This is a genomic window from Psychrobacter sp. APC 3281 (assembly GCF_030407815.1).
In the GTDB taxonomy this organism is placed as follows: domain Bacteria; phylum Pseudomonadota; class Gammaproteobacteria; order Pseudomonadales; family Moraxellaceae; genus Psychrobacter.
The window spans coordinates 49,807-75,954 of record NZ_JASDCS010000008.1 but is presented as its reverse complement, the minus strand read 5'-3'; the positions used below and the strand labels follow the sequence as shown (position 1 = coordinate 75,954).

Below are 26,148 nucleotides of genomic sequence, written 5' to 3'. Positions count from 1 at the left end.
ATTTTACCGATAATTTTCTTTATAATTTCATGATAACAAGGTGACCTCATGTCTGACAAAAACCCGCGTTACGCTCGTATCTTGCTGAAACTCTCCGGTGAAGCCTTAGCTGGTAGTAAAGACATGGGTATTGATACCGAAGTGCTCGATAAAATGAGCTTGTCTATCGCTCACTTGCGTGGACTTGGTGTCCAAGTTGGTATCGTGGTCGGCGGTGGTAACTTATATCGCGGTGCGCAGTTGCAAAAAGAAGGTCTCGTTGGCCGTGTTACTGGTGATCAGATGGGCATGCTAGCGACCGTTATGAACGGACTGGCAATGCGTGATGCGCTTGAGCGTCGCAATATCAAAACGCGCTTGATGTCAGCGTTACCGATTGGTGAAGTCACCGAAAGCTATAGCAGTCGTAATGCCATTCGTTATCTCAAAAATGGTGAAGTTTGTATCTTTGTCGCAGGTACGGGTAACCCATTCTTTACCACTGACACCGCTGCATGTTTGCGCGGTATCGAGATCGAAGCTGGTTTGATTTTAAAAGCGACTAAGGTCGATGGCGTTTATGACAAAGACCCGAGCCTACATGATGATGCAGTCAAGTATGACGGTCTGACTTTTGATGAAGTACTAGAGCAAAAGCTAGGCGTCATGGATTTAACGGCTATCGCATTGTGCCGTGAGCATAACGTACCGCTACAAGTGTTTGATATGACTAAGCCTAATGCATTATTGAATGTCATTATGGGTGAGAATGAAGGCACACGAGTTTTTCATTAATTGACGCGATACTGGCAACTAACGTCAGTAAATAGCTAACGATTAGCAACAAATAATTAATATCCCAATAGCAAATAAAAGATTTGTCGGTAACGATAAATAAGGATACACAATGATTAAAGAGATTAAGCAAGACGGCGAAGCACGCATGCAAAAAACGTTGGAAGCGCTTGAAAGCACTTTCAGTAAAGTTCGTACTGGCCGTGCGCATCCAGGTATGTTGTCAGGTGTGATGGTTAGCTACTATGGTTCTGATACACCATTGAACCAAGTAGCAAGCGTCAACGTTGAAGACTCACGTACCTTACTGGTTCAACCGTTTGACCGTACGATGGTACAAGCAGTAGATAAGGCCATTCGTGAAGCAGATTTGGGTCTAAACCCAATGTCTGCTGATGTGATTCGTGTGCCGATGCCAGCATTAACAGAAGATACCCGTCGCGATATGCAAAAACTTGCACGTGGTGAAGCTGAGAGCAGCCGAGTTTCTATCCGTAACATTCGCCGTGACATGATGAACGATATCAAAGACTTGGCAAAAGAAAAAGAAATCTCAGAAGATGATGAGCGCCGCGCTAGTGATGATATACAAAAAATCACTGACAAATATATCGAAACGATCGATGCTCGCTTGAGCAAGAAAGAAAGCGATTTGATGGAAGTTTAATACTGATATATTTGGTATTTATAGCAAGAATCAGTTCGTAAGATTATCTGTAATTGAGCAGCCAATACTTTATAGCTATTGGCTGTTTATTATTGTGTAGGCTGATATAGTCAGTCCTCTATAAAATAGTGACAGCGTTAACCTCGCTTGAAGTATCACAGTTACCTCTGCACTCGGTTGCCCTGTCTCTCTTTTAAACTGAATCAACTATATCAAGCCATATCTAAAGCAAGCTAAAGGTGTGGTTGATTGAACTATGTCCATCGCATTCTGAACGCTAAAAACTAACAATGCAATTGTGATAAGTTAGTGAATTATATAAATGGCGCTTTTTAATCGCCGTTACACACGTTATTATTATTTTACCTTAACAATAAGCAAGTTAGCCTATGTCCACTTCAGCCGTTTTGGCGCCCGCTATTCTTCCTCGTCATATCGCCATCATTATGGATGGTAATAATCGCTATGGTAAAGCCAATGATTTGGGCCACGGTCAAGGACATGTGGCTGGCAAGGATGCGCTCGACCCTATCGTTGATTACTGTGTCAATACAGGCATTGAGGTGCTGACCGTATTTGCGTTTTCTAGCGAAAATTGGCAGAGACCGCCTAATGAGGTAGCATTGTTGATGCAGCTACTCATATCGACAATTCATGAGCAAATGCCGCGCATGAATGAGTATCGTATTCGCTTGCGTTTCATCGGTGACCGTAGTCAGCTTAGTGAATCATTACAAATGCTAATGGCTGACGCAGAAGAAAAAACGGCGGATTTTGATGCAATGACGCTAGTGATTGCAATTAGCTACGGTGGACAGTGGGATATTGCAAATGCAGCAAAACAGCTGGCTCAGCAAGTGCAAATTGGTGAATTAAAAGCGGAAGATGTCAGCGAAGAGTTGTTAGGTAACTACGTACAATTAGCTGACACCCCAGCAGTAGATATGCTGGTACGTACGGGCGGCGAGTATCGTATTTCTAATTTCTTATTGTGGCAATCTGCTTATGCTGAGCTGTTTTTCACTCCTACATTATGGCCGAACTTTGCAGCAGAAGAGCTGGCTTTGATGATCGCAGAGTTTGCAAAACGTCAACGCCGCTTTGGCAAAACCAGCGAGCAGGTAGTGATAGAGCAGCAAGGTCACTGAGCAGTGAGTTGATAGATAAGTTCAGTCGGTTCAGTTAGTATTGTATAACTGGTCAATAGGGTTGGTTTATGCAATGATAAACGGCTTGAATGAGTATTGAATGCTATCACTAGGCCATCGTTAGTTAGCTGCTATAATGCATTTTTTGACCATCTGTTCTTCATTATTATAAGGCTCGATAAGTATGTGGCAACGAATTAAGACGGCAATTGTTCTCGTTATTATCGTTGGTATTGCAATGTTTGCGAGCCAAACACCTATTTTATTTGCACCACTGTTGGCCATTGGGGTTATTATCGCTGCTCATGAGTGGGCAAAATTGATGCCTAAGTGGCGTCAACCTGCTGTATTCGTTCTATTGATTTTGGCACTTACTATATTCTCACTGATGTTCAAGGTGACTTGGTTGTTTTGGTGGGTGGCTTCATTAGTCATATGGCTGATGGCTCTGTCTTGGGTTCGAGTCTTCCCAACACAGACGAGATGGTACGGTAACCAGCTGGCAATGATGGGCGCAGTTATTTTAACGGCATCTATCACAGCGATGTTCTATCTCTGGCAGTTATCTGCGTGGTGGCTGCTGTATGTATTCTTATTAGTCTGGTGTGCAGACAGTGGCGCTTATTTTGTCGGTCGTAAGCTTGGTCGCCGAAAAATGGCACCCAATGTCTCACCCAATAAGAGCATGGAAGGGTTGGCTGGTGGCCTCGTTACAGGGCTGTTAGTTGTGATAGCTATTAGCGTCTTTAAATTACAGCTGACCGGTATACCGTTAATCGTATTTGTAGCGTTATCGGCCATTACTATTCTTGCCTCTGTACTTGGAGACTTGTTTGAGTCAATGCTCAAGCGCCGTGCTGATGTCAAAGATTCAGGCACTATCTTGCCAGGTCACGGTGGTATCCTTGATCGTATCGATTCTCTGTTGTCTGCTACACCGATATTTGCCCTTGGTTTTTGGGCGATACAGCAGCTTGGCTTGATAGTGGTGTAAGATTATATAGCAGCACTTTTCTATTTGAACCTGTACTGTCGTCAGTTCACCATAATATTGGTATAAGTCAGCCGAGAGCGAGCAATGCATTGGTATGACAAGCAAAGTTATCAGAGCGGTGGCTTTATAGTTAACAGACGATATTCTATTTTTATTATTTTTAAGTATCATGGGCATTGATGGTTATGACGCAACGCATCGCCGTACTAGGCGCGACAGGCTCGATTGGCGATAGCACTCTAGCAATATTAGCGGCACAACCGCACACCTATGAAGTCTATGCTTTATCAGGCTATCATCGCTTAGATAAGCTATTTGCGCTCTGTCAGCAATTTCTGCCGAAGCGCGTCAGTGTGCCGACGTCAGCCGTAGATGACTTTGCTAACAGGCTTAAGTCCGCGGGAATTGCTAGTGAGGTCGTAGGAGGCGAGGTAGGATTGGTAGATATTGCCACTGACTCACAGACTGATACGGTTGTAGCGGCGATTGTAGGGGCGGCAGGGTTGCCGTCTACATTGGCAGCAGCACGTGCAGGCAAACGTATCTTATTGGCAAACAAAGAAGCCTTAGTCATGGCAGGTAAGGTTATGATCGATGCGGTCAAGACGCACAAAGCTACTTTGCTGCCGCTCGATTCTGAACACAATGCTATTTTTCAATGCTTACCACTTGCTATTCAGCAAGATAATACGCAAATCCATCAGCCAAATCATGGTGTCCGTAAACTGTGGTTAACAGCCTCTGGTGGGCCATTTTTGCAGCAGTCGTTCGAGCAAATGCAGCAGGCAAGTGTCGCAGAAGCGGTCAAACACCCTAATTGGTCAATGGGTCAAAAGATATCCGTCGATTCGGCGACGATGATGAACAAGGGGCTTGAGCTGATAGAAGCCTGTCATTTATTTGATTTGCCTGAAGATAAGATAAATGTGGTTATTCATCCACAAAGTATCATTCACTCAATGGTAGAATATAGCGATGGCAGCTTTTTAGCACAGCTGGGCAGTCCAGACATGAAAACGCCCATTGCACACGCGCTGAGCTATCCTGAACGAATTGATAGTGGCTCACAGCCGTTAGACTTATTTGTACTTAGTGGTTTGGAATTTATTGAGCCTGACTTGCAAAAATTTGCCTGCCTGCGTTTGGCTCGTCAAGCTATGCAAGCAGGGACGCAAGCCACGATTGTGCTCAATGCGGCAAACGAAATTGCAGTAGCAGCGTTCCTAGATGGGAAGATTCGTTTGACGGACATTGCTAATATTAACGAACAAGCCTTAAATGACATACAGCTGCCACCATTGAACGAAACTGCTGACATAGAAGACATATTGGCAATTGATAAGATTGCACGCCACTTGACTGATAAGTTGGTAGCAAAGCTGACATAATCGTAGCAAGCGTCTCTTAGCTGATATATGACATTGATAAACGATATTAGCGAAGATGTTAATAAAAATGCTGAGAGACAATACTGAGAAAAAATCATGACGTTTTTACTAACACTTCTTGCCGCAATATTTGTCTTGGGCCCGCTTATTGCCTTACACGAGTGGGGACATTATATTGTGGCGCGGCTTTGCGGTGTCAAAGTGCTAACGTACTCTATCGGTTTTGGTCCTAAAGTTTTTGGCTGGACTAGCAAAAAGAGCGGTATCGACTATCGTATCTCAGCATTGCCACTCGGCGGCTATGTAAAGATGCTAGATGAGCGTGAAGGTAATGTCGCAAAAGATGAGCAGCACCTTGCGTTTAATCGGCAGCATCCGCTCAAGAAAATTGCTATCGTTGCAGCTGGCCCTATCATGAATTTTGTTATCGCTATCGCGCTATTTTGGGTACTATTTATGACCCCATCTGAGCAGTTGGCGACTAAGATTGGACAGGTACTACCAGATACGCCTGCTGCAATGGCAGAGTTGCCAGTCGGTGAGAAGATTGTTGCGATTGATGGACATGATGTGCAGACATGGGAAGGTATTAACTATCGCCTTGCAGGACGTATGGGTGAGACGGATAATGTTAGCATTACCTTGCAGTCAGACGCCCAAACCGATCAGTCGACTAAGACCTATCAAGCACCAGTTACGCAGTTTATGCAAGGTGAGGCTCAAGGCAAAGACGCACTGACCAGCTTTGGTATGTTGCCATGGCAGCCGCAGATTGCGCCGATTGTAGGCGGTTTGGCTCCCGATGGTGCCGCTAGCCGCCAAGGTCTAAAGGTTGGCGACCGCATTACTGCTATTAATAATGAGTCAATCGAAGATTGGATTACTGCCACACGTATCATCCGTGACAACCCCGAAACGCTATTGAACTTTACGGTATTGCGTGATGACAAGTCTGTACAGTTGCAGATTATGCCTCAAGGCAAAAAAGACAACTTGGGTAATGATTACGGACAAATTGGTGCAATGGTGGATCAGACTGAGATTGTTATCCCTGACGATTACAAGACCACCGTGGTCTACGGTCCTAGTGAGTCGTTAGTTAAGTCATTTGAAAAGACTGAGCAGCTCGCAGTAATGACCGTAAGCTCGATGGGAAAAATGCTGTCAGGTATGATTGGTTTAGACAATCTATCAGGGCCAATTACCATTGCCAAAGTCGCCAAACAAAGCTTTGATATCAGTTGGCAGATGGTATTATCGACAGCGGCGCTTATTAGCCTGAGTCTTGCCGTCTTAAACCTTTTGCCGATTCCAGTATTAGATGGTGGTCATATTGTTTATCACTTTATTGAGTTGATTCGTGGTAAGCCACTGTCTGAAGGTGTGCAAATGGTCGGTCTAAATATCGGTTTACTCTTGCTGGCAGGTTTCATGGTGTTAGCAATTGGTAATGACATCAGCCGGCTATTTTGATCGGCGGATGAGCAATATGGCTGATAAAGCACGATATACTAATGGTTTTACGCCTATTATAGGCTGATTATTGTTATGATAGGCATGCTACTCTGTGTCGCAGCCTCTGTACTAATCGTAATTTTTAGTTTATTTTGTGATGCAATTTATATAAAGTGTTCTGAGTTACCCTTGCATGGGTTTATAACCTTATGCGCACGGGTTAGACAATACGTGCCTTTTAACTTAACTTAAGCAATTTTTTTATTGACGGATAGTGTTTATGCGTACGCCTTTAATTATGAGCGCGGCTGGGTTGCCGTTAGTTGTAGCGATGATGAGTATGCCAGTACAGGCTGCAGAATTTGTAGTAACTGACATCGGTTTTAATGGTCTACAACGCCTAACCCCTGATAGCCTCTATCCGGTCTTACCTGTTACGGTAGGCGATACGGTGAATGATAGTAGCTTAGCTGCCAGTATTAAGGCACTATATGCAACTGAGAACTTTGCTGATATTCAAAGCCGTGTCGAAGGTGGCAAGCTAAGGTTCGACGTCATTGAGCGTCCAACGATCGCTGAAGTAACCTTTGAAGGTAACAAGCTCATTCCAAAAGAAGGACTTGAGCAGGGACTGAAAAATGCTGGTCTTTCTGCTGGTGACGTGCTCAAGCAGTCTACTTTGCAAGGCGTGGCTAATGAGCTACAACAGCAATACGTTAGCCAAGGTTACTACAATAGTAATATCGAAGTAGATCAAACGGTACTTGATGGTAACCGCGTAAAACTTGACGTGCGCTTTGTAGAAGGCAAGCCTGCTAAAGTTGTCGATATCAATATTATTGGTAATAAGCACTTTAGTGATGAAGAGATCAAAGACGTTTTCGCGGTAAAAGAATCTTCATGGATGCGTCTATTATCTAAATCTGATCGATACGCTCAAGAAAAACTGGCTGCCAGTCTAGAGAGTTTAAAGGCACTATATCAGAACGATGGTTATGTGCGTTTTTCAGTCGATAATGCCGTACTAAACATCAGCGAAGATAAAAGTAGTGTGTTTATCGAAGTCAGCCTAAGCGAAGGCGAGCAATACCAGTTTGGCGAAGTGAACTTTTTAGGTAAACCTACCTTTGAGAACAGTGAGCTAAAAGAGCTAGTTAGCTTTGCATCTAATGAAAAATACTCGCAAGCAAAACTAGACGAAACCACTGCTTCCCTTAAGAGACGCTATGGTAACGAAGGCTATTATCTAGCTCAAATCAGACCAGTCCCACGTATCAATGATGATACTAAAATGGTCGATGTCGATTACTATATCGATCCTGCACGTCCTATCTACGTTCGCCGTATCAACTTTACGGGTAATATCAAAACGCAAGACGAAGTATTACGTCGTGAGATGCGTCAGTTAGAAGGTACGCTATCGTCCAATGACAAAATTCAGCTGTCACGCACGCGTTTGATGCGTACTGGATTCTTTAAAAATGTTACTGTCGATGTTAAGCCAGTGCCTAACCAGCCAGACCAAGTTGATGTGAACTATGTGGTTGAAGAGCAGCCTTCTGGTAGCTCAACGATTGCAGCCGGTTACTCACAAAGTGGTGGTGTGACTTTCCAGTTGGATCTGACTCAAAACAACTTTATGGGTACCGGTAACCGTGTTAAAGCTGCGCTTTCTCGTTCAGAAACACGCGACTCTTATAGCCTAGGTTATACCGATCCGTACTTTACAGAAAACGGTGTTTCTCAAGGTATCAGCGGTTATTATCGCAAAACCAAATATGATGACGACAACGTTAGTAACTATGTGACCGATTCATATGGTGCGACGCTGAACTATAGCTATCCTATTGATGAAACCAAACGCCTGAGTGCTGGTCTAAATGTTGATAATACTACTGTACGTGGTGGTCGATATTTAGGAATATCTAATGTACAGCAGCTTCTAGATGATGGTGGTACACAAACACCTGAGAACGAGACTGATGGTATTGCCACCTTTAAGAATGATTATCAGACCTACAACCTTTTATTTGGTTGGGATTACAGTACTCTAGACCGTCCAGTATTCCCTACCAAAGGTATGAGTCATAAGGTTGATGCAACTATTGGGATAGGTGATGCTAATTATCAAAAGCTAACTTATAGCGGTAATATATATTATCCTCTTTATAAAGATGTGATCGCACGCGGTTATACCAAGCTTGGCTATGGTAACGATTTACCATTTTACGAAAACTTTTACGCTGGTGGTTATGGCTCTGTACGTGGCTATGAATCTTCAACGCTAGGTCCTAAATCAGAAAACTATTATGATGCCGTCAATGGTATTGCTGGGAACTTAGATGAAGAAGTCGGTGGTAACGCATTGGCAACGTTTGGTGCTGAATTGATTCTACCAATGCCATTTAAAGGTGATTGGGCAGATCAAGTACGTCCAGTATTGTTTGCTGAAGGTGGTCAAGTATTTGACACGACTGGGAAAGAAGACGAGACTTTCAGAGAAACCGATTATACTTTGATCACTCAAGATAATGACTTCCGCTACAGTGCTGGTGCTGGTGTCACTTGGTATACACCAATTGGTCCAATCTCACTTAGTTACGCGGTACCATTTGGTGACAAAGAAGGCGATGAGACTGAAAAAGTCCAGTTCCAGATTGGTAATACATTCTAAATTAATGACATCATTCTCATCTATTTGAGCAGTTTTAAAGATTGTCTCAAATAGACAGAAATATCATTAGAGCTTAGTAGGTCGTCAAAACGCATTGTTATTTTGGCGACCGTTTCATTTATAACCATATTTTATTAATAGTCATTATGATAACGATTGAGCAACTCATTACTCGAATTGAGCAGCGTCAGCCTATTATTAATAAGGCTGAGATTGATACTGAGCAATTGTGTCAACCATTCAGTAGCGTCGGTAGTTTGACGACAGCCAGTCAGCAGCAGTTAAGCTTTTTGGCAGATCCTCACTATATCTCTAGCTTGGCTAGCAGTGACGCAGGTGCGGTGTTGGTAACGGAAGCATATCGTGATCAAGTGCCTACCTCAGCGATAGCGCTAGTCGTCTCAAATCCATATCTGGCTTATGCCAGTGCCAGTCAGCTGTTTGCACGTCATTCTTTATCTAATGGGATTCATCCTAGTGCTGTGATTGCAGACAGTGCTGTTATTGGCGAGCAAGTCAATATCGGCCCTTTTTGTGTGATTAGTGACAATGTGCAAATAGGGGCGCGTAGCTCACTCGATGCTCATGTCGTGGTTGAGGCCAATACTAGTATCGGTACCGATTGTGTCATTAAGTCGCAAGTTGTTGTCGGGCCTGAGTGTGTCATTGGCAATCACGTTAGATTGCATGCAGGGGTCAGTATCGGATCTGAAGGGTTCGGTTTTGCGCCTACTAAAGATCCTAGTAACACAGGTTGGGAGCGCATTGCCCAGTTAGGCCGTGTCATTATTGGTGATTATGTACGAGTTGGTAGCCAGACGTGTATCGATCGTGGCGCTATTGATGATACTGTTATTGGTAATCACGTGATTATTGATAATTTGGTACAAGTTGCCCATAACGTCCGTATTGGTGATGGTACTGCTATTGCTGCTCAAACTGGCATTGCGGGTAGTACTACGATAGGGAAGCGCTGTATAATAGGCGGCGCTGTCGGTATCACAGGGCATATCGAGATTACAGACGATGTTGTTTTGTCCGGCATGACCATGGTAACCAAATCCATTAAAACCGCTGGCTCATATTCATCTGGTACTGCTGCAATGCCGACTGCTAATTGGCGACGTGCGGCTGTACGTTTTCGTCAGCTAGGCAATAACTAATGCAAACACAAACAAATAATAGATATTCAAAACACAGCAAGGAAGCGTCATTATGAGCAATAACAATATAGATATCCCAACTGATGAAGACGTTAAAAGCTTGGCTGAGCAAGGTCTTACGCTACCATTGACGTATCATACGATTAAGCATTATTTACCGCATCGTTATCCTTTTATGCTGGTAGATCGTATTGTAGCTTGTACGCCAGGCGAGTGTATTACTGGTATCAAAAACGTGACTATTAATGAAGAGTTTTTTAACGGTCACTTTCCTGATGAGCCAATTATGCCAGGGGTATTGATGGTGGAGTCGATGGCGCAGGTGTCAGGAGTACTTGGTTTTATCAGTGCAGGACTGACAGCAGAAGACGGTTACCTCTATCTATTTGCAGGTGTGGATAAGGTCCGTTTTAAACGCCGTGTGATTCCTGGTGATCAGCTTATCATTCGTGCAAAAACCGTGATGCAAAGACATGGTATCTACAAATTTGATTGTACTGTCCATGTCGAAGATGAACTGGCTGCTAGTGCCCAAATCATGATTGCACGTCAGGAACAGCAAAAACCTGCGAACACGAAGGGTGCTTAAGTTTTTAATAAGCCATACTGTATAAAGAGTGATATCAATTCGCTCACTATAACTACAATAAACAGCTATATGTAAACTCAACAACGCAACTGGTATTAGCTTCGTTAGCAAGACTGAAATAGCGATACTTTTTTATTATTTACTCGCATCAAATGATACAAGGGCCCATCTTATGAGTCAGATTCATCCTACAGCACTCATCTCACCGTCCGCGCAGATTGACGAAACTGCTATCATCGGGCCCTATTGTATCGTTGGTGATGAAGTATCCATTGGTGCGCATACGGTTTTGCATAGACATGTGGTTGTGACTAAACTGACTCGTATTGGCCAACACAATGAGTTTTATCAATTTGCGAGTATTGGTGAAGATCCTCAAGACTTGAAATATGCAGGTGAGCGCACTTGGCTTGAAATCGGCGATCACAATACGATTCGTGAAGCCTGTAGCTTACACCGTGGTACAGCGCAAGACGGCGAGCTTACTAAAATCGGCAGTCATAATTTGCTGATGGTAAACACCCATGTCGCACACGATTGTGTTATCGGCGATCATAACGTACTGGCTAACAATGTTGGTGTGGCAGGGCATGTGACTATTGGCGACCATACCATCATCGGTGGTAACTCAGGCATACATCAGTTTTGTACAGTAGATGATTATAGCTTGATTGGCGGAGCAAGCCTCATTCTAAAAGATGTGGCTGCATTTACGATGGTATCTGGTAATCCAGCAAAGGCTCATGGACTCAATATCGAAGGTATGCGCCGTAAAGGTTGGTCAAAAGAAACTATTAATGTATTACGTCAAGCGTATCGTACGATTTTTAGATCAGGTTTGACCACTGCACAAGCGTTGGAAGTCTTACATAGTGAGCTATTGGCTAAAGAGCCAAAAATTCAGCTGCTTATTGATTCATTACAAAATAGCAGTCGTGGTGTTGTGCGCTAAAAAAATAAAAATCGATTAATGATGAGTTTGATACTTTTAATAAGCTAAATTCTTATGGAATGAAGGCGAATTACGTAGAAGCCATAACTATTTGTTATGGCTTTTTATATTTATGAGCACTTGACTTTTTTGGTCGCTTAGCAGAAACTGAGCGTTTACGATATTGTAATCAATTCTTTCTTAATGTTGCTGGGCGCTTCACATCGAAGCGTTTACTAAATAGCTCAATGGTAAAGCTGACTATTTATGTTGATCAAGGAAGATTATCAGTAACGTTAATTGAAGCACGAGGACGGAAAAAATGGCTATCAATAAACAAGAACATGCCCAATGGAGCTCAAGCTTTGGCTTCGTATTGGCAGCAGTAGGCTCAGCAGTTGGTTTAGGAAACATATGGAAATTTCCATACATGGTTGGCGAAAGCGGTGGTTCGGCTTTCGTTATTGCTTATTTGTTCTGTATCGCGCTGGTCGGTTTTCCGATATTAGTTGCTGAATGGTTAATTGGTCGACGTGGTCAAAAAAACCCAGTCAATACTTTTTCAGACGTAGCAGCGAATGAAGGTAAGTCGCGTAGTTGGGGTATTATTGGTGCTACTGGTGTTTTGGGTGGCTTCTTAATTCTATCGTTCTATAGTGTGATCGGTGGTTGGGCGCTTAACTATATCACTAAAGTTGCAACAGGTAGCTTTGCTGGTCAAGACAGTGATTCTGTTGCTGCAACCTTTGATGCTATGCTTGCATCAGCTGGTACATTGACGATCTGGCATACGGTATTTATGATTTTAACCGCTGTCATCGTTGGTATTGGTGTGACAAGTGGTATCGAAAAAACAGCTAAGATTTTAATGCCATTATTGGGTGTGATTCTGTTCGTTATCGTTGGTTACAACGTAATGAACGGTGGATTCGGTGAAGCAGTTGCTTACCTATTTACGCCAGATCTTAGCAAACTAACGGCTGATGTTATGCTTGCAGCATTAGGCCATGCATTCTTCACCCTATCAATTGGTATGGGTATCATGGTCGCTTATGGCTCTTACTTGGGCCGTGAAGTAAACTTGCTAAAAACAGCACGTACCGTTGTTATTTTGGATACGGTTATTGCGTTGGCTGCTGGTCTTGCCATCTTCCCAATCATCTTTAGCAATGGTCTAGATCCTGCATCAGGTCCTGGTCTTATCTTTGTAAGCTTGCCAATTGCTTTCGGTAGCATGGGTGCGGGTACTATCATTGGTGCATTGTTCTTCTTGCTTATTACCTTTGCCGCTATTACTTCATCTATCTCGTTACTTGAGCCAACCGTTGAGCTGTTAGAAGAGCGTACGTCGATGAGTCGTACTGTATCGACCATCGTGGCAAGTACAGTAATCTGGTTGTTAGGTATTGCAGCATTGCTATCGTTCAACCTATGGTCTGACTTCACTATCATGGGTAATGGTATCTTTGATGCATTAGATAAGCTTACTAGTAAGTTCCTATTGCCTCTAACAGGTCTGGCTGCAATTGTATTTGTTGGTTGGAAAATGGATCAACGTAACATTCAGCAAGAGCTTGGTTTATCCAATGGTACATGGCAGCTGTGGCAAATCGTTGCAAAATTCATCGCGCCAATCGCTGTTATTGTAGTATTTGTGACGTCATTGATGGGATAGTAGTCAAAGGACACTATTCGAATCATTAAATGATAAGAGCAGCACAGAAAAAGGGCTTAAGATTATTCTTAAGCCCTTTTTTATTTCAACAGATTTAGATAACAAGTAGTAAATATTAAACAGGATTAACGCAAGTTTAACTCAGGAACCGTTTGACCGCGTTTGGCATAAAACTCGCTGACAAACTCATCAAATTTATCTTGCTCGATAGCATCTCTAATACCCTGCATCAAACGTTGGTAATAGCGTAAATTATGAATAGTCGCTAACTGAGCACCTAGCATCTCTTTACACTTGTTAAGATGGTACAGATAAGCACGGCTAAAGTTTTGGCAAGTATAGCAGTCGCATTCAGGATCTAGTGGGCCTTCATCATTGCGATATTGGCTATTACGAATACGTACCACGCCAGCATTGTCTGCATCGCCCGTCACAAAGTAATGGCCGTTACGCGCGTTACGTGTTGGCATCACACAGTCGAACATATCCACGCCGCGGCGTACGCCTTCAACTAAATCCTCAGGCTTACCAACACCCATAAGATAGCGCGGCTTATCTGCTGGCATATCATCAGGCAGGTAGTCTAGGACGTCTATCATCTCTTCTTTAGGTTCGCCAACTGATAGACCGCCAATAGCATAACCATCGAAGCCGATCTCTAATAGACCTTCAAGTGATTGCTGACGCAAATCAGGATACATACTGCCTTGTACGATACCAAACAATGCGTTGGTACTGCCCAGTCTGTTGTGCTCATCAATACAGCGCTGTCCCCAACGTAATGATAGCTCTAACGACTTTTTCGCTTCATCATGAGTGGCTGGATACGGCGTACACTCATCGAACTGCATAACGATGTCTGAGTTCAAGCTGTACTGAATTTGCATAGATTTTTCTGGTGATAGAAATACCTTAGCGCCATCGATAGGAGATTTAAAATTGACGCCTTCTTCGGTGATTTTACGCATTGCGCCGAGGCTAAATACTTGGAAACCGCCCGAATCGGTCAAGATAGGTTTGTCCCAATGCATGAACTTATGCAAGCCACCAAATTTATCAATGACTTCGGTTCCCGGACGTAACCATAGATGAAAGGTATTGCCCAAAATAATATCAGCACCGATGGCTTCGATATCACGTGGCAGCATGCCTTTGACCGTACCATAAGTACCAACAGGCATAAAAGCAGGCGTTTGCACGTCGCCATGATTGAGATGAACCGTACCACGGCGTGCACGCGTTGCACCGCTGGCCGTTTTATGTAAGACAAATTGCATATGATAACCGCTATTTAAGCTATGAAAATGGCGCTAATTATAGCATTGTTAGTGATTTTTTTGGACATGGATATTTAGTGCTATCGATATGTGGTCAATGTATTCTTTGGCGACTTTATTTAATGGCATTTTGCCATAACTAAAAAACACAGATAGCACGCCAAAAGACACAGACAGTGCTAAAGGTCTGTTGATACAGTAGAGGTTATACAGGTGAGGTGATAATCATTGCCACATCATGCTTTTAGATGCTGGAGACATTATATGAAAAAGACAGCTTACTTATTGTTGAGTGGTTCATTATTGATATCAGGAGGGGCTATGGCTACTGAAGAGCCGAAATACACAGTATTGACCCAAGTAGATGACTTTGAGTTGCGTCGCTATGATGAGCAGCTAGTAGCGCAAACATGGGTGAGTGGTGATCAAGACGCAGCAAGTCGTGAAGGGTTTAAGGTTTTAGCGGACTATATTTTTGGTAATAACACCGCACCAAGTGGAGACAGTAGTAAAATCAGTATGACGGCACCTGTCACGATGCAAGCTGATAACAAAGAAAGTGATAATGAGTCACAGAAAATTGCCATGACAGCACCAGTCAGTATGCAACAAGATGATGGTAAGTGGCGCGTGCAATTTACGATGCCTAGTAAATATACAATGCAAACGTTGCCTAAACCAAATAATCCAAACGTTGAGATTATCGAGGTGCCTGCACAGACGTACGGTGTGATTAAGTTCTCTTGGCTCGCAGGAGAAGATAAAGTAGCGGAAAAAACCGAAGCGCTGCAAACATGGATGCAAGACCAGAATTTGACGCCTACAGGCGAGCCTGAATTGGCACGTTATAACCCGCCTTGGACGCTACCATTTTTACGTCGTAATGAGGTGATGATTGCGTATCAATCTAACTAGTAATCGATCCATAAAAAAAGACAGCAATCGCTGTCTTTTTTGTGCTTTATTTAAGGTATCTGAGTTAGACGTTTTGCTCACGGATGATATTAAGCATACGACGTAATGGTTCTGCTGCGCCCCATAACAATTGATCACCAACGGTAAATGCGCCCAGATACTCAGGGCCCATATTCAACTTACGCAAGCGCCCTAGAGCAACAGTTAAGGTGCCAGTCACTGCCACTGGAGTTAGGCGATTCATGGTAGCTTCTTTGTCATCTTCGACCAAGTCCAACCACTCGTTGCCACTGTTTCTGAGTGCAGCTTCGATTTCTTCTAGCGGAATATCTTTTTTCAGCTTGATCGTTAGGCCTTGCGCATGGCAACGCATAGCGCCGACGCGTACACACATCCCATCAATAGGAATCGTACTGGTATCATCATTACCCAAGATCTTATTGGTCTCGACGCCGCCTTTCCATTCCTCTTTCGACTGTTTGTTTTCTAGCTGAGCATCGATATAAGGAATCAAGCTACCTGCCAGTGGTACACCGAAGTATTGTGTAGGGAAGTCTGCTGAGCGCTGAGTCTGAGCAATTTTTTTATCAATCTCAAGAATCGCACTAGCAGGGTCAGCCAATTCGTCTTGAACGGCATCACGTAACACACCCATACCGTTGATAAGCTCGCGCATGTTGTTTGCGCCAGAGCCACTAGCAGCCTGATATGTCATCGCGCTGACCCATTCGACCCAACCTTTATTAAACAACTCACCGATAGCCATCAGCATCAATGATACGGTACAGTTACCACCGATAAAGTCTTTTTTACCATTGGCTAGGGCACTATCAATAACGTTACGGTTGACTGGATCAAGAATGATGATGCTGTCATCTTTCATTCGCAGCGTACTTGCCGCATCAACCCAATAGCCATTCCAACCACTATCACGCAATGGTTGATGGACTTTTGACGTATAGTCACCACCTTGGCAAGTAATAACGACATCACAAGCAGTAAGTGCTTCAATATCATGAGCATCTTTTAGTTGGCCGGTTTCAATACCATCGAATTTTGGTGCATCACCACCAGCATTACTGGTTGAAAAAAACACCGGTGTAATACCGTTGAAGTCATTTTCTTCCTGCATACGTTGTATTAATACTGACCCTACCATACCGCGCCAGCCTACCAAACCTACTGTTAAATCACTCATGAAGTTCAATCCTATTTACAATTATTTGTTGCATCGTCAACCGATAACAATGCCGTGAATGGCGCGAAAAAGCAAGGCGTTTTGGCTATTATTTGGTCGTTTTCCATACACTATTAACTATGTCGACTATAACTTTAAGTTATTACTATTGAAGAGATACTTGGCTATCTGACGACCTCGAAAATATAATGTTTAATAAAGCACTCATTATATTGAATGAGCCAATATTGTAACGTTTTATGATAGTTGTCGCATAATTGAGACTCACCAGTAGGCGAGAATCTTCTGAAATGCTAAAGTAAGTCTCAAATCTAATTACTCGACGTTAGTTATTTGATGTCAGGCGGGTTACAAACACGATATTTCTTATCAAACAAAAGCTTAACCAATATACATCATCGGCTCTATCAACATTTCAATCAACGGTTAGTACCTACTTATGGATCTCTCACTATTATATTACGCCTTACAAGGTCTAGCAGGATTCATCGCCTTTGTCACAATCTGGGGCTGGCTGCCGCTAGATAACTGGTGGGTGCGTGGTGTTGAGTTTCCACGCATCCAAATAATGGTGCTTGGTATTATCGCTTGGGTTGGCATGATAGTGTTTTTCTCAGAGTGGGAATTATGGCAGTGGATATTGTTTGTTGTACTGAGCGGTACGTTAGCATTTCAGCTGAGAATGGTACTGCCATATACTAAGCTGTGGAAAAAAGAAGTTCAAAAGGCAAAAGACAAGCCAGAAGGGCAAGCGCATCAAATAAAAATCATGGTATCAAACGTATTGACGCCCAATGACGAAACGCAAAAGCTGGTCGATTTAGTTAAGCAAAAGCAGCCTGATATCTTAATTACATTAGAAAGTGATAAGAAATGGGAGCAAGCCTTACACCAAGTTGAGTCTGACTATCCCTATACTGTAAAAGTGCCACTAGATAATTTATATGGTATGCACTTGTATTCTAAGCTTGAGCTTATCGATCCTGAAGTTAAGTATTTGATGATAGATGATATACCATCTATTCATACACAACTGCGTTTGCAAGGAGGCCGCGTCATTTGGTTATATTGCTTGCATCCCATGCCGCCTAGTCCAACTGAAGCTGATAAGTCCACTACGCGTGATGCTGAGCTGCTCATGGTAGGTAAACATATAAAAGAAAACGACCAAACGGCGATACTGGCAGGTGATCTCAATGATGTCGCATGGTCAAAAACTACTCGTCGCTTTCAGCGTATTTCTGGCTTGCTAGATCCTCGCATTGGTCGACATTTTATTAATACCTTTCATGTTAAATACCCGTTTCTGCGTTGGGCTCTAGACCATATTTTCCATAGTGCCTGCTTTACGGTAGTTGATATTCAGCGTATGCCGTCCGTAGGATCTGATCATTTCCCTGTGATGACTACCTTGCAATATGAGCCAGAAGAAGCAAGCAAGCAAGAAGGCAATGCGCCTACTGCACAAGCAGAAGATATCCAAGAAACTGACAACAAAATCGAGGAAGGTAAGAAAGAAGGCGAAAAAGTGTCAGAAGAGCACAGACAAGAGCAGCGCAGTTTTGGTTGATAAAAGAGGCTGTTTATTAACGGTAATACATAGAGATAATGTAAGCATATGCTTACGCAAAATAGAGTCTTTAGCTTCTATCGGCACCAAATTCATTGGCCTATAATACATCCATCAACACAAGGATACGCATGGATGTAGTGTTGAGACAGTATCAATAAAAGCACAGGTCAGCCCGCTGTCTTATATAATACTGTTAAATGACTTAGGATGAGTCAGCACGGAAGAGAGATAATAACAATAACATGAAGTATTGAAACCCTGAACCAATCGCCCTAGGTTCGGGGTTTTTCTTTGTGTATAGATTTTGGTTTAGCAAGATTTAAACTATTTAACTTTGGGATTTTCCCATCAAAGCTTTCAATTAAATATTTAACTGCGCAAACCAAAGAAGGGTATATGCCATTGCATATACCCTTCTTTATTTAAATCGATTCAGTACTTTCGCTAACTTAATACTATTAGCTTATTGCAACCTATTAGCCAAGTATCTGAATATAAGCGCCAGCACGTAGCTCTTGTAACCAGTCTTCTTGAGCTTGTGGAGCTAGGCGTTGATACAATGCTTGACGTGCCATATTGCGACGATATTGCTCGCTAATATCTTGATCGCGCTTACCATCAACTTTTAGGATATGCCAACCAAACTGTGTCTTAAATGGCGCAGAGTAATCACCAACAGCCGTATTTTTCATTGTGGCTTCAAATGGACCTACCATATCTTCTTCGCTAACCCAGTCAAGGTCACCGCCACGTCCGGCAGAACCTGGATCGTCTGAATACGTTGAGGCTAAGCTAGCAAAGTCAGCGCCGCCACGAAGCTGCTCGTATAGATCATTGATTTTTTGTTCAGCAAGCGCGTCAGTCTGTAGATTATCGACTTTAACTAAGATATGGCGAGTATGCCACTGTGGTATCAGCATCGTATCACTAGCTTTTTTATCAGCAAGTTTGATTATATCAATACCTTCAGGAGTCAATAATGGATCGCTTACGGTACCAACGTCTAACTTGGTAATTTTGCTAGACAGCTCTGTCGGTAACGAGGCTGCCTTGTGAAAGCCCATATCTCCACCTTGCAATGGAATCGGATAGCTACCTTGGCTAGCAGCAACAGCTTCAGCGACATTGACATTTGGCTCAAGCAAACGCGTACGTAATGCTTGCGCAACTTTTAATGCTTCTTCACGTTGAGCGGGCGATAGGCGACTATAGTCATCTATATAAGGCACACGTACGTGAATGGTTTGATATTCGCTTTGATTCAGACGTTTGGCTTCAGGTGAGGCCAAAAATGCATCAATGTCTTGCTCGCTAATACGTACTCGGCGAGTAATTTGACGCTGCTGTAGCGCTTGGATAGAAGCCTCTTCGATCAGTTTGGCGCGTAGATTGGCATAACTACCAGGTTGCGATGCATCTAGACGTTGCTGCAATGCTGCGATGCTCTTAAGGCCTTCAGCTTGAGCGATTTGACCAAGACGTTGATTGATCTCTGATTCATCAGCAGACAGTCCAGCACGTTTGACCATAGACAGTTGTAGTTCACGCAAAATAAGCGCGTTTAACACTTCAGACTGTAGTTGTGCTGAGTTTGCGATAGGCTCTCCAGCAGCTTTTGCACGTGCTTGAGTTTGCTCGATAGCATCAACCAGCTCGCTTTTTAAGATAGCATTTTCATTGACTAAAGCAATAATACCGTCTGTGCTGTTGGCTGGCGTCAAGCGATCAACTGAGCTTTGCGCAGCAGAAGTAGAAGCTTGAGCTGCTGCAGGTTTGACAGTAGCAGCGTTGGCACTTAACGTAAGCGTAAGGCCTGCCATAGATAGCAATACTGCTCTGCTAGTCTGACGTAAAGAAAAAAATCTCATGATGCTCCTCATCAATGTCATTGCATCGGATGGTAGTTGGTCAACTCTATCCGATACCCTTAATAATAAAATATTCGACAGCGTTTCCCATAATAAGGGTTCAAATAGTGTCTTATAAATATTTACGTAAATAACTCTAATCTAGCAAAAAACTGGTTAGTCTTTCCATGCCGTCTGTACAGGTTCAAAGCCCAAGATTTTATCAGCAAGCAATCGTGTCAAGCGGCTACTACCACTGCCAAGACCGTTTAATCTAACTTCTGCCATAATAGCTTGTGTTGGTTCGTCTTTTACGTTTAGGTCATTGTAATAGCGGCGACCATAAACAGCAAAGCCGAAACAGCAATCTTCGTAATCAACGCCGACTAATGAATCGAGCATTCTGTCGCTGTTCAGGTCATATTGACCTTGAGCCAATATTCGCCAGCTGTTATTAATAGGAAAAATGGCAGATGCTGTAAACGCGGATAGTGGCAACTGCTCGGTATTGTCATCACGCTGACGTTTGACATAGCCCACATTAAATAAACTATTATTTGATGGCTGATAGCGCAGTTCAGTCGTAACGTAGTTCAAATCATAATTACTGGTTAGGGCACCACTAACATCTACCCAAAAGTTATTATAAGGCTGAGTGCTAGTTTCCCATACCATACCCGAAGAAGACGAGGTAAAAACTGGCTGATCGTCATCAAGTGTTACACGTCCATCATCTAGATAGAACTGTTCTGCAATGCTACCATCAAAACGTGTCACACCCGTTGCATCGATGTAACGATAATTGACGCCAGGCGTAATAGAGTGCAAATCCTGCAAACGATCATGACCTAAAAACCAACTGTCCGAAAATAGCTGCTCATAGTTAATAGAGGCAATACGCGTATTAAAGTTAGGAATGTCGTTTTGGTTCTTATACGGTGAATACGTATATTTTACGCGTGGGCTAAGTAAACGATAGCCACCCATCGTATCGTCAAATGCACCAAATGGTGAGCCCGCTTGATAGAAGTGTAGACCTGCATCGATACTGGCTTGCGGAACAAAAACCGACTGACTGCCATCTTCTTCACTCAGCTGATTATCTTCTAAGCTATCTTCATCATATGACGTATATAGATGCTGCAAGCTCAGCTTAGGTTTGATATAACCCCAAGAGGTTTCCATCGGATAGGCGGCGCTCAGTTTATTGTAAATACGTGCGCCACTTTTTTCGTTTTCAGAGCCATCATCAATAGATTTTTTGAAGTATGCAGAATCATGAATACCAGTGATATCGAAGCGCTCAGCCCAAGGCAGGCGATAATTTAATTTGAGCTGTGGCAAACGTGAGTACGGCTTGTCTTTGTCCTCTAACGCTTCACCACTATCAGTGAAAGCATCTAGAGTCTGGAAAGTTTCTACCTTCAGTTCACCATCGACATAATCATTGTAATAATTGACGCGGGCACGACGTGGTAAGTTTATGGTGCTGTCTGACAAGCCCAACGTATCAAAATCATTAAGGTAATCGGCATCCGACACATAGTTGTATTCGGCATCAGCGCTTAATCGTGGAATACTTTTCGACGACCAAGTGTGGTCATAAAATAAGCTGGTACGATCTTCGTCGTCATACTCTTTATCGTTTGGTAAGTATGAACCGTTTAAAATACCTTCTCCATAACTCTCAGTCAGATAACGGAACTCACCTGATAGCATAGGGTTACGGTCAGTATAAATATGCGTGTTAAGGGTGGCATCATAGTTAGGTGCCAAGTTGAAATAATAAGGAATATCAACTTCAAGACCGCTTTCACTACTGACACTGGCACTTGGTAATAAAAACCCACTACTACGGCGACTGTCTATCGGGAAGTTAAAGTAGGGGAGATAAAATACGGGTATATCAGCCACACGGAAAGTGGTGTTATACGCTTCGCCGCGCCCTGTATCGGTATTTAGATCGATACTTTTCGCTTCAAATTGCCATTTACGGTTGGTAGGTGGACAGGTACTAAACATAACCTGATCCAGCTCGTATTCACTCTCATTCGGTTTGTTTAAGCGTTTGGCATAGCCGTGCGCTTGTAGACCAACACTAGCAAACGCCACATCATTGGCCGTTGATTGACCAGTCTCAGTATTGTAATTCAAGCTATCTGCAACGCCAATTAGGCCACCTTGTGTCGCTCTATCATTAAAGCTAGCTTGGCCGTTATTTGTAGCGGCATTGTTTGTAGAGCTATTGCTTGTACGCTGTCCAGTCGCATTATCTGTAAACATGACTTTGCCTTGAGCAGCCGCAACGCCATTGCTCAAGTCAATCATGACTTTTTCTGCTTCAATATGCTGAGTGCCTTGATCAATTTTTACATTGCCAGATAGCTCGGCATAATTAATATTGTTGTAATAACCGTAATCTGACTCGGTAAATAAAGGGGCTTGATTGTTCGGGACGCTAGCCACATTTGGTGCTGGTTGTCCGTTTGCCGTACCAGCTTCATTGACAGCGCGTTGATAATTGGGGTTACTCTGCGGATATACCCATTGACCTTCACAGCGCTGGGCACTGTCCACGGCATTCGGCAGTAGACGTAAATCTCTACCGACCTTTGGAATCGTCTGTGCGGCAGGCATAGCGTTATTATGAGTATTGTTTGCTTCAGTGCTGATATCGTCATTATTTAATGTTGAAGCATCGGTATCTGGTGTTAGCTCATAAAACTCTGCTAAGCGCATTAAGCTGGCTTGAATACTCTCATCATTAAGATCTAACTTGCCATTTTCCGTTGTTATCGCTTTAGGGACAAAGGCACTGCTATCTGGTGTATCACTGCTTGGTTGGTTGCTAGTTTCTGTATTTAGATTAGTATCATTAGAAACTTCATTGCTAAAAGCTTCAGGGTCAGCAGCTTCATTAATATCCGTAATATCTAGGTCGTTGTTCTCAGAGAACCTGCTATCTAACGCAGTATCATTCGATAAAGTAGCGTTATTCGTATTAGCAGAATTAGCATTGTCTTGATAGCTGTCATTTAGAATATCTGCTTCTTGATAGCCATCATTATTTTGAGTACGACTAATATTATTGGCGTCAGTCGCCACACTATTAGACGCATAGCTGCCTGTACTATCCGTAGTGAGTGGTTCAGTTTTTTGCGTATTGGCATCACCAATGGCAGCACTGACAGTTAGGCTAGATAAGCCTAAGGCACCAAATAAGATCAAGCGGATGCTTTGGTAAAGCGGAGAATATAACAAGGGCACACCTATGATTGCAGAGCTTATTGGATTGCATGACTGAGTTTAGTAACGGTATCACCGAACGACATAAAGCGATGAACAAGCGACTAAAATATGACTAATGTATTCTCAAAAATTCGGATGTTTTACATATAATGACGACTAATCATAGTCAAAAAAAACCAAATCAGCTACACTATTTACCAAAATTTATAATATAGCCATGCTGATTTTTAAGTAGCGATAGCGATTCTATCCGACATCAAGTATTGAATGATATAGCAATACGTCTGTGGCAGCTTGTATAGCACCGACACATATCGCTATTTTAGCAAGTATTTGTCAGACTTATCACTACTTTAATTATTTATGACTTATATTTAACCAGCGATGCCCAATATGACTGACAAAACGACTTTAGAGACTGATATGATCGATGAAAACAACAACCGCCAACAGCAATTAGAACAATGGTTACAGCAAGTATTTTTAGATCAAACCTTTAGTCTAGACAGCTTACCTGGTGACGCTAGTGCCCGCCGATATCATCGTATCGAACTATCAGAGACAGACAATAGCGCCAACAAGCATTATATCGTCATGGACTCCGCTGACGAGCAAGATGCGATGCTGCAGTTTATCAATGTCGCTAAGCTGATGGCGCCTGCTGTCAACGTGCCGACTCTGACTGCACAAAATGTAGAAAAAGGATTTTTGGTATTACAAGATTTTGGCACAGTAGAGTTTGCCCATTTGCTTGTCGATGCAACCATAGACCAAATCAATGACTACTATCAGCTAGCAATGCAGACATTAGTGGCGCTACAAACGGTACCAGTAGAAACAGCAAAGTCGCAACACCAGCTGCCAGATTATGACACAGCACTATTAGACCGTGAGATGGATTTATTTAGCGAATGGTTTATGCCTTATATTGGTGTCGCGCTAAATGAGCAGGTTTGGGGAAACCTAAAAACAGCGTTAATGAATGAGATTTTGCGACAGCCACAAGTGGTGGTCCATCGTGATTATCACAGCCGCAACCTTATGCAAGATCAAGCAGATCAATCAAAGCTGGGCGTGATTGATTTTCAAGATGCCGTCATTGGTTCGTATGCTTATGATTTAGTGTCGTTAGTCCGCGATGCTTATGTTGAGTGGTCAGAGAGCCAAATATCTGCATGGATTGATGACTTTTGGCAGCTACAAAAACAAAAATCACTAGCCACTGCTGATAGCGCGGTGCAGTTTGAAAACGATGTGAATGTCATAGGCGTACAACGTCATCTAAAGGTATTAGGGATTTTTATTCGTTTGTCTGAACGCGATGGCAAAGACCGCTATTTGGCGGATATTCCTAAAGTCATGCGTGATTTGATTATTGAATTAAACTGGCTTGCCGAACATGGCAACGATGAACTAAAGCAATCAGTTATACCGTTTAATCAATGGCTACAAGAGGCAGTGCTACCTGCTTATAAAGAGAAGTTTGCTTCAGCGTAGATGACGCTCAGCTAAATTAATTTAAATAATAAAGATAGGAGCGCAGATGTCTACCTCTACGATTACACAAGCCATGATTTTGGCAGCGGGCAAGGGCACACGCCTACGTCCATTAACACTTGAGACACCTAAGCCTTTGGTTGAAGTCGCAGGTCAACCGCTTATTGTATGGCATATTAAAGCACTACAAGCAGCAGGCATTACTGATATCACGGTCAATGCATCATGGTTGGCAGATAAGCTAATGGACACCTTAGGCGACGGTTCACAGTATGGCGTAAAGCTGCATTGGTCAGTAGAAGACGATGAACCACTTGAAACTGCAGGCGGCATTTTTCAGGCATTACAATCAGGTAAGCTAAAGGATGAGCCGTTTATTCTGGTCAATTCTGACGTCTGGACTACCTATGATTTTTCTCAACTAACAGACTATACATTGGGAGCGGATCAGCGCGCGCATTTGTTATTGATTGATAATCCAGAGCACAATAATGGTGGTGATTTCGCCATCAATAACGGTCTTGCTAGTGAGCAGCCGGTGGGCGATGCAGATAAGTATACCTTTGCGGGTATTAGCGTAATGTCACCCAAATTGGTAGAAGGGTTGGTATCAGGACAGCCTGCTGCATTAGCACCACTACTAAAGCAAGCAATGATAAAGTTTCAGATTACCGCTGAAGTGACGACAGATAATTGGATAGATGTGGGGACACCAGAGCGTCTGACACAGGTTAATGAGTTTATCGAACAGAATGATATCGAGCATGCAGGTAAGCCAAGCTGATAAATTTAAGATAAATAAAAAGCAGCGTCGATTACTCAACGCTGCTTTTTTTATACATATAGAGATATTTTTTACGACATATTTAAAGAGGATATTAGCAAGACAAAAATGCAAATTTAGCATCTATCAAGCGATTCATTAGCTAACTGGCATTCAATCGTATGATTAGGTAATGATGCTAAACACCCATGGCCAGTTTAATTAGCTGAGCAATGGTAAACACCACTAAAAATCCTGCCAAATATAGACCCACGAACCATGCCCATTGTGATTGTTTTTTACTGAACTTTTTCATAGAGATCTCCTGATTAGCGTTTGAAGTGTGACTACCATCTACAAACAATGATAGC

The 26,148-nt window shown here is 42.8% G+C and carries 20 protein-coding genes; 15 read left to right on the top strand and 5 right to left on the bottom strand.

Annotated elements, in window-relative coordinates:
- Positions 1-48 precede the first annotated feature (48 nt).
- From pyrH to QL886_RS08380, 11 genes are all read left to right on the top strand, one after another.
- A complete protein-coding gene (gene pyrH, locus QL886_RS08430) occupies positions 49-774 on the top strand; it encodes a UMP kinase (protein ID WP_057759121.1) in 726 nt (241 codons plus the stop codon).
- A 112-nt stretch (positions 775-886) separates the two neighbouring features.
- Positions 887-1,441, top strand: a complete 555-nt coding sequence (gene frr / locus QL886_RS08425; protein WP_057759123.1) for a ribosome recycling factor — start codon at positions 887-889, stop codon at positions 1,439-1,441.
- Positions 1,442-1,830: 389 nt separating this feature from the next.
- Positions 1,831-2,589 (top strand): polyprenyl diphosphate synthase, encoded by a 759-nt coding sequence (gene uppS / locus QL886_RS08420; RefSeq protein ID WP_290178350.1) that lies wholly within the window; start codon positions 1,831-1,833, stop codon positions 2,587-2,589.
- A 184-nt stretch (positions 2,590-2,773) separates the two neighbouring features.
- Positions 2,774-3,583, top strand: a complete 810-nt coding sequence (locus QL886_RS08415; protein WP_290178349.1) for a phosphatidate cytidylyltransferase — start codon at positions 2,774-2,776, stop codon at positions 3,581-3,583.
- Between the two features lie 179 nt (positions 3,584-3,762).
- Entirely contained in the window at positions 3,763-4,971 is a 1,209-nt protein-coding gene (ispC, locus tag QL886_RS08410) for a 1-deoxy-D-xylulose-5-phosphate reductoisomerase (RefSeq protein ID WP_290178348.1), read from the top strand.
- A gap of 96 nt (positions 4,972-5,067) precedes the next feature.
- Positions 5,068-6,444, top strand: coding sequence for an RIP metalloprotease RseP (gene rseP, locus QL886_RS08405; protein WP_290178347.1), 1,377 nt, complete (start codon positions 5,068-5,070; stop codon positions 6,442-6,444).
- 262 nt (positions 6,445-6,706) lie between these two features.
- Entirely contained in the window at positions 6,707-9,100 is a 2,394-nt protein-coding gene (bamA, locus tag QL886_RS08400; protein WP_290178346.1) for an outer membrane protein assembly factor BamA, read from the top strand.
- Between the two features lie 146 nt (positions 9,101-9,246).
- Positions 9,247-10,263 carry a UDP-3-O-(3-hydroxymyristoyl)glucosamine N-acyltransferase gene (gene lpxD / locus QL886_RS08395; RefSeq protein ID WP_290178345.1) on the top strand — a complete coding sequence of 339 codons (1,017 nt, stop codon included), beginning with the start codon at positions 9,247-9,249 and terminating at the stop codon, positions 10,261-10,263.
- 52 nt (positions 10,264-10,315) lie between these two features.
- A complete protein-coding gene (fabZ, locus tag QL886_RS08390) occupies positions 10,316-10,852 on the top strand; it encodes a 3-hydroxyacyl-ACP dehydratase FabZ (RefSeq protein WP_057759133.1) in 537 nt (178 codons plus the stop codon).
- A 172-nt stretch (positions 10,853-11,024) separates the two neighbouring features.
- Positions 11,025-11,804, top strand: coding sequence for an acyl-ACP--UDP-N-acetylglucosamine O-acyltransferase (gene lpxA / locus QL886_RS08385; RefSeq protein WP_057759135.1), 780 nt, complete (start codon positions 11,025-11,027; stop codon positions 11,802-11,804).
- A 301-nt stretch (positions 11,805-12,105) separates the two neighbouring features.
- Positions 12,106-13,458 (top strand): sodium-dependent transporter, encoded by a 1,353-nt coding sequence (locus tag QL886_RS08380; RefSeq protein ID WP_191114912.1) that lies wholly within the window; start codon positions 12,106-12,108, stop codon positions 13,456-13,458.
- Positions 13,459-13,583: 125 nt separating this feature from the next.
- On the opposite strand, the gene tgt is transcribed toward QL886_RS08380, so the two are convergent.
- Positions 13,584-14,735 (bottom strand): tRNA guanosine(34) transglycosylase Tgt, encoded by a 1,152-nt coding sequence (gene tgt / locus QL886_RS08375; RefSeq protein WP_057759140.1) that lies wholly within the window; start codon positions 14,733-14,735, stop codon positions 13,584-13,586.
- Between the two features lie 321 nt (positions 14,736-15,056).
- On the opposite strand from tgt, the gene QL886_RS08370 reads away from it, so the two are divergent.
- Positions 15,057-15,650: a heme-binding protein gene (locus tag QL886_RS08370; protein ID WP_290178343.1), complete on the top strand. Its 594-nt coding sequence runs from the start codon at positions 15,057-15,059 to the stop codon at positions 15,648-15,650.
- 64 nt (positions 15,651-15,714) lie between these two features.
- Here QL886_RS08370 and asd read toward each other — a convergent pair whose 3' ends face one another.
- Positions 15,715-16,848 carry an aspartate-semialdehyde dehydrogenase gene (asd, locus tag QL886_RS08365; protein ID WP_290178342.1) on the bottom strand — a complete coding sequence of 378 codons (1,134 nt, stop codon included), beginning with the start codon at positions 16,846-16,848 and terminating at the stop codon, positions 15,715-15,717.
- 439 nt (positions 16,849-17,287) lie between these two features.
- Here asd and QL886_RS08360 point away from each other — a divergent pair, with 439 nt between their 5' ends.
- Positions 17,288-18,418 (top strand): endonuclease/exonuclease/phosphatase family protein, encoded by a 1,131-nt coding sequence (locus QL886_RS08360; protein ID WP_290178341.1) that lies wholly within the window; start codon positions 17,288-17,290, stop codon positions 18,416-18,418.
- 479 nt (positions 18,419-18,897) lie between these two features.
- Here the strand turns inward: QL886_RS08360 and QL886_RS08355 are convergent, their stop codons facing one another.
- Together QL886_RS08355 and lptD are read right to left on the bottom strand one after the other, a co-directional pair.
- Complete coding sequence (locus QL886_RS08355) at positions 18,898-20,289, bottom strand: peptidylprolyl isomerase (RefSeq protein WP_290178340.1); 1,392 nt, start codon at positions 20,287-20,289, stop codon at positions 18,898-18,900.
- A gap of 156 nt (positions 20,290-20,445) precedes the next feature.
- The gene (lptD, locus tag QL886_RS08350) at positions 20,446-23,535 is read right to left on the bottom strand and encodes an LPS assembly protein LptD (RefSeq protein WP_290178339.1); all 3,090 of its coding nucleotides are present in this window, start codon (positions 23,533-23,535) and stop codon (positions 20,446-20,448) included.
- 366 nt (positions 23,536-23,901) lie between these two features.
- On the opposite strand from lptD, the gene QL886_RS08345 reads away from it, so the two are divergent.
- Both QL886_RS08345 and murU read left to right on the top strand, forming a co-directional pair.
- A complete protein-coding gene (locus tag QL886_RS08345) occupies positions 23,902-25,014 on the top strand; it encodes a phosphotransferase (protein ID WP_356625929.1) in 1,113 nt (370 codons plus the stop codon).
- Between the two features lie 46 nt (positions 25,015-25,060).
- A complete protein-coding gene (gene murU / locus QL886_RS08340) occupies positions 25,061-25,798 on the top strand; it encodes an N-acetylmuramate alpha-1-phosphate uridylyltransferase MurU (protein ID WP_290178337.1) in 738 nt (245 codons plus the stop codon).
- A 178-nt stretch (positions 25,799-25,976) separates the two neighbouring features.
- On the opposite strand, the gene QL886_RS08335 is transcribed toward murU, so the two are convergent.
- Positions 25,977-26,093, bottom strand: coding sequence for a DUF2474 domain-containing protein (locus QL886_RS08335; RefSeq protein WP_101206161.1), 117 nt, complete (start codon positions 26,091-26,093; stop codon positions 25,977-25,979).
- Positions 26,094-26,148: the final 55 nt, after the last annotated feature.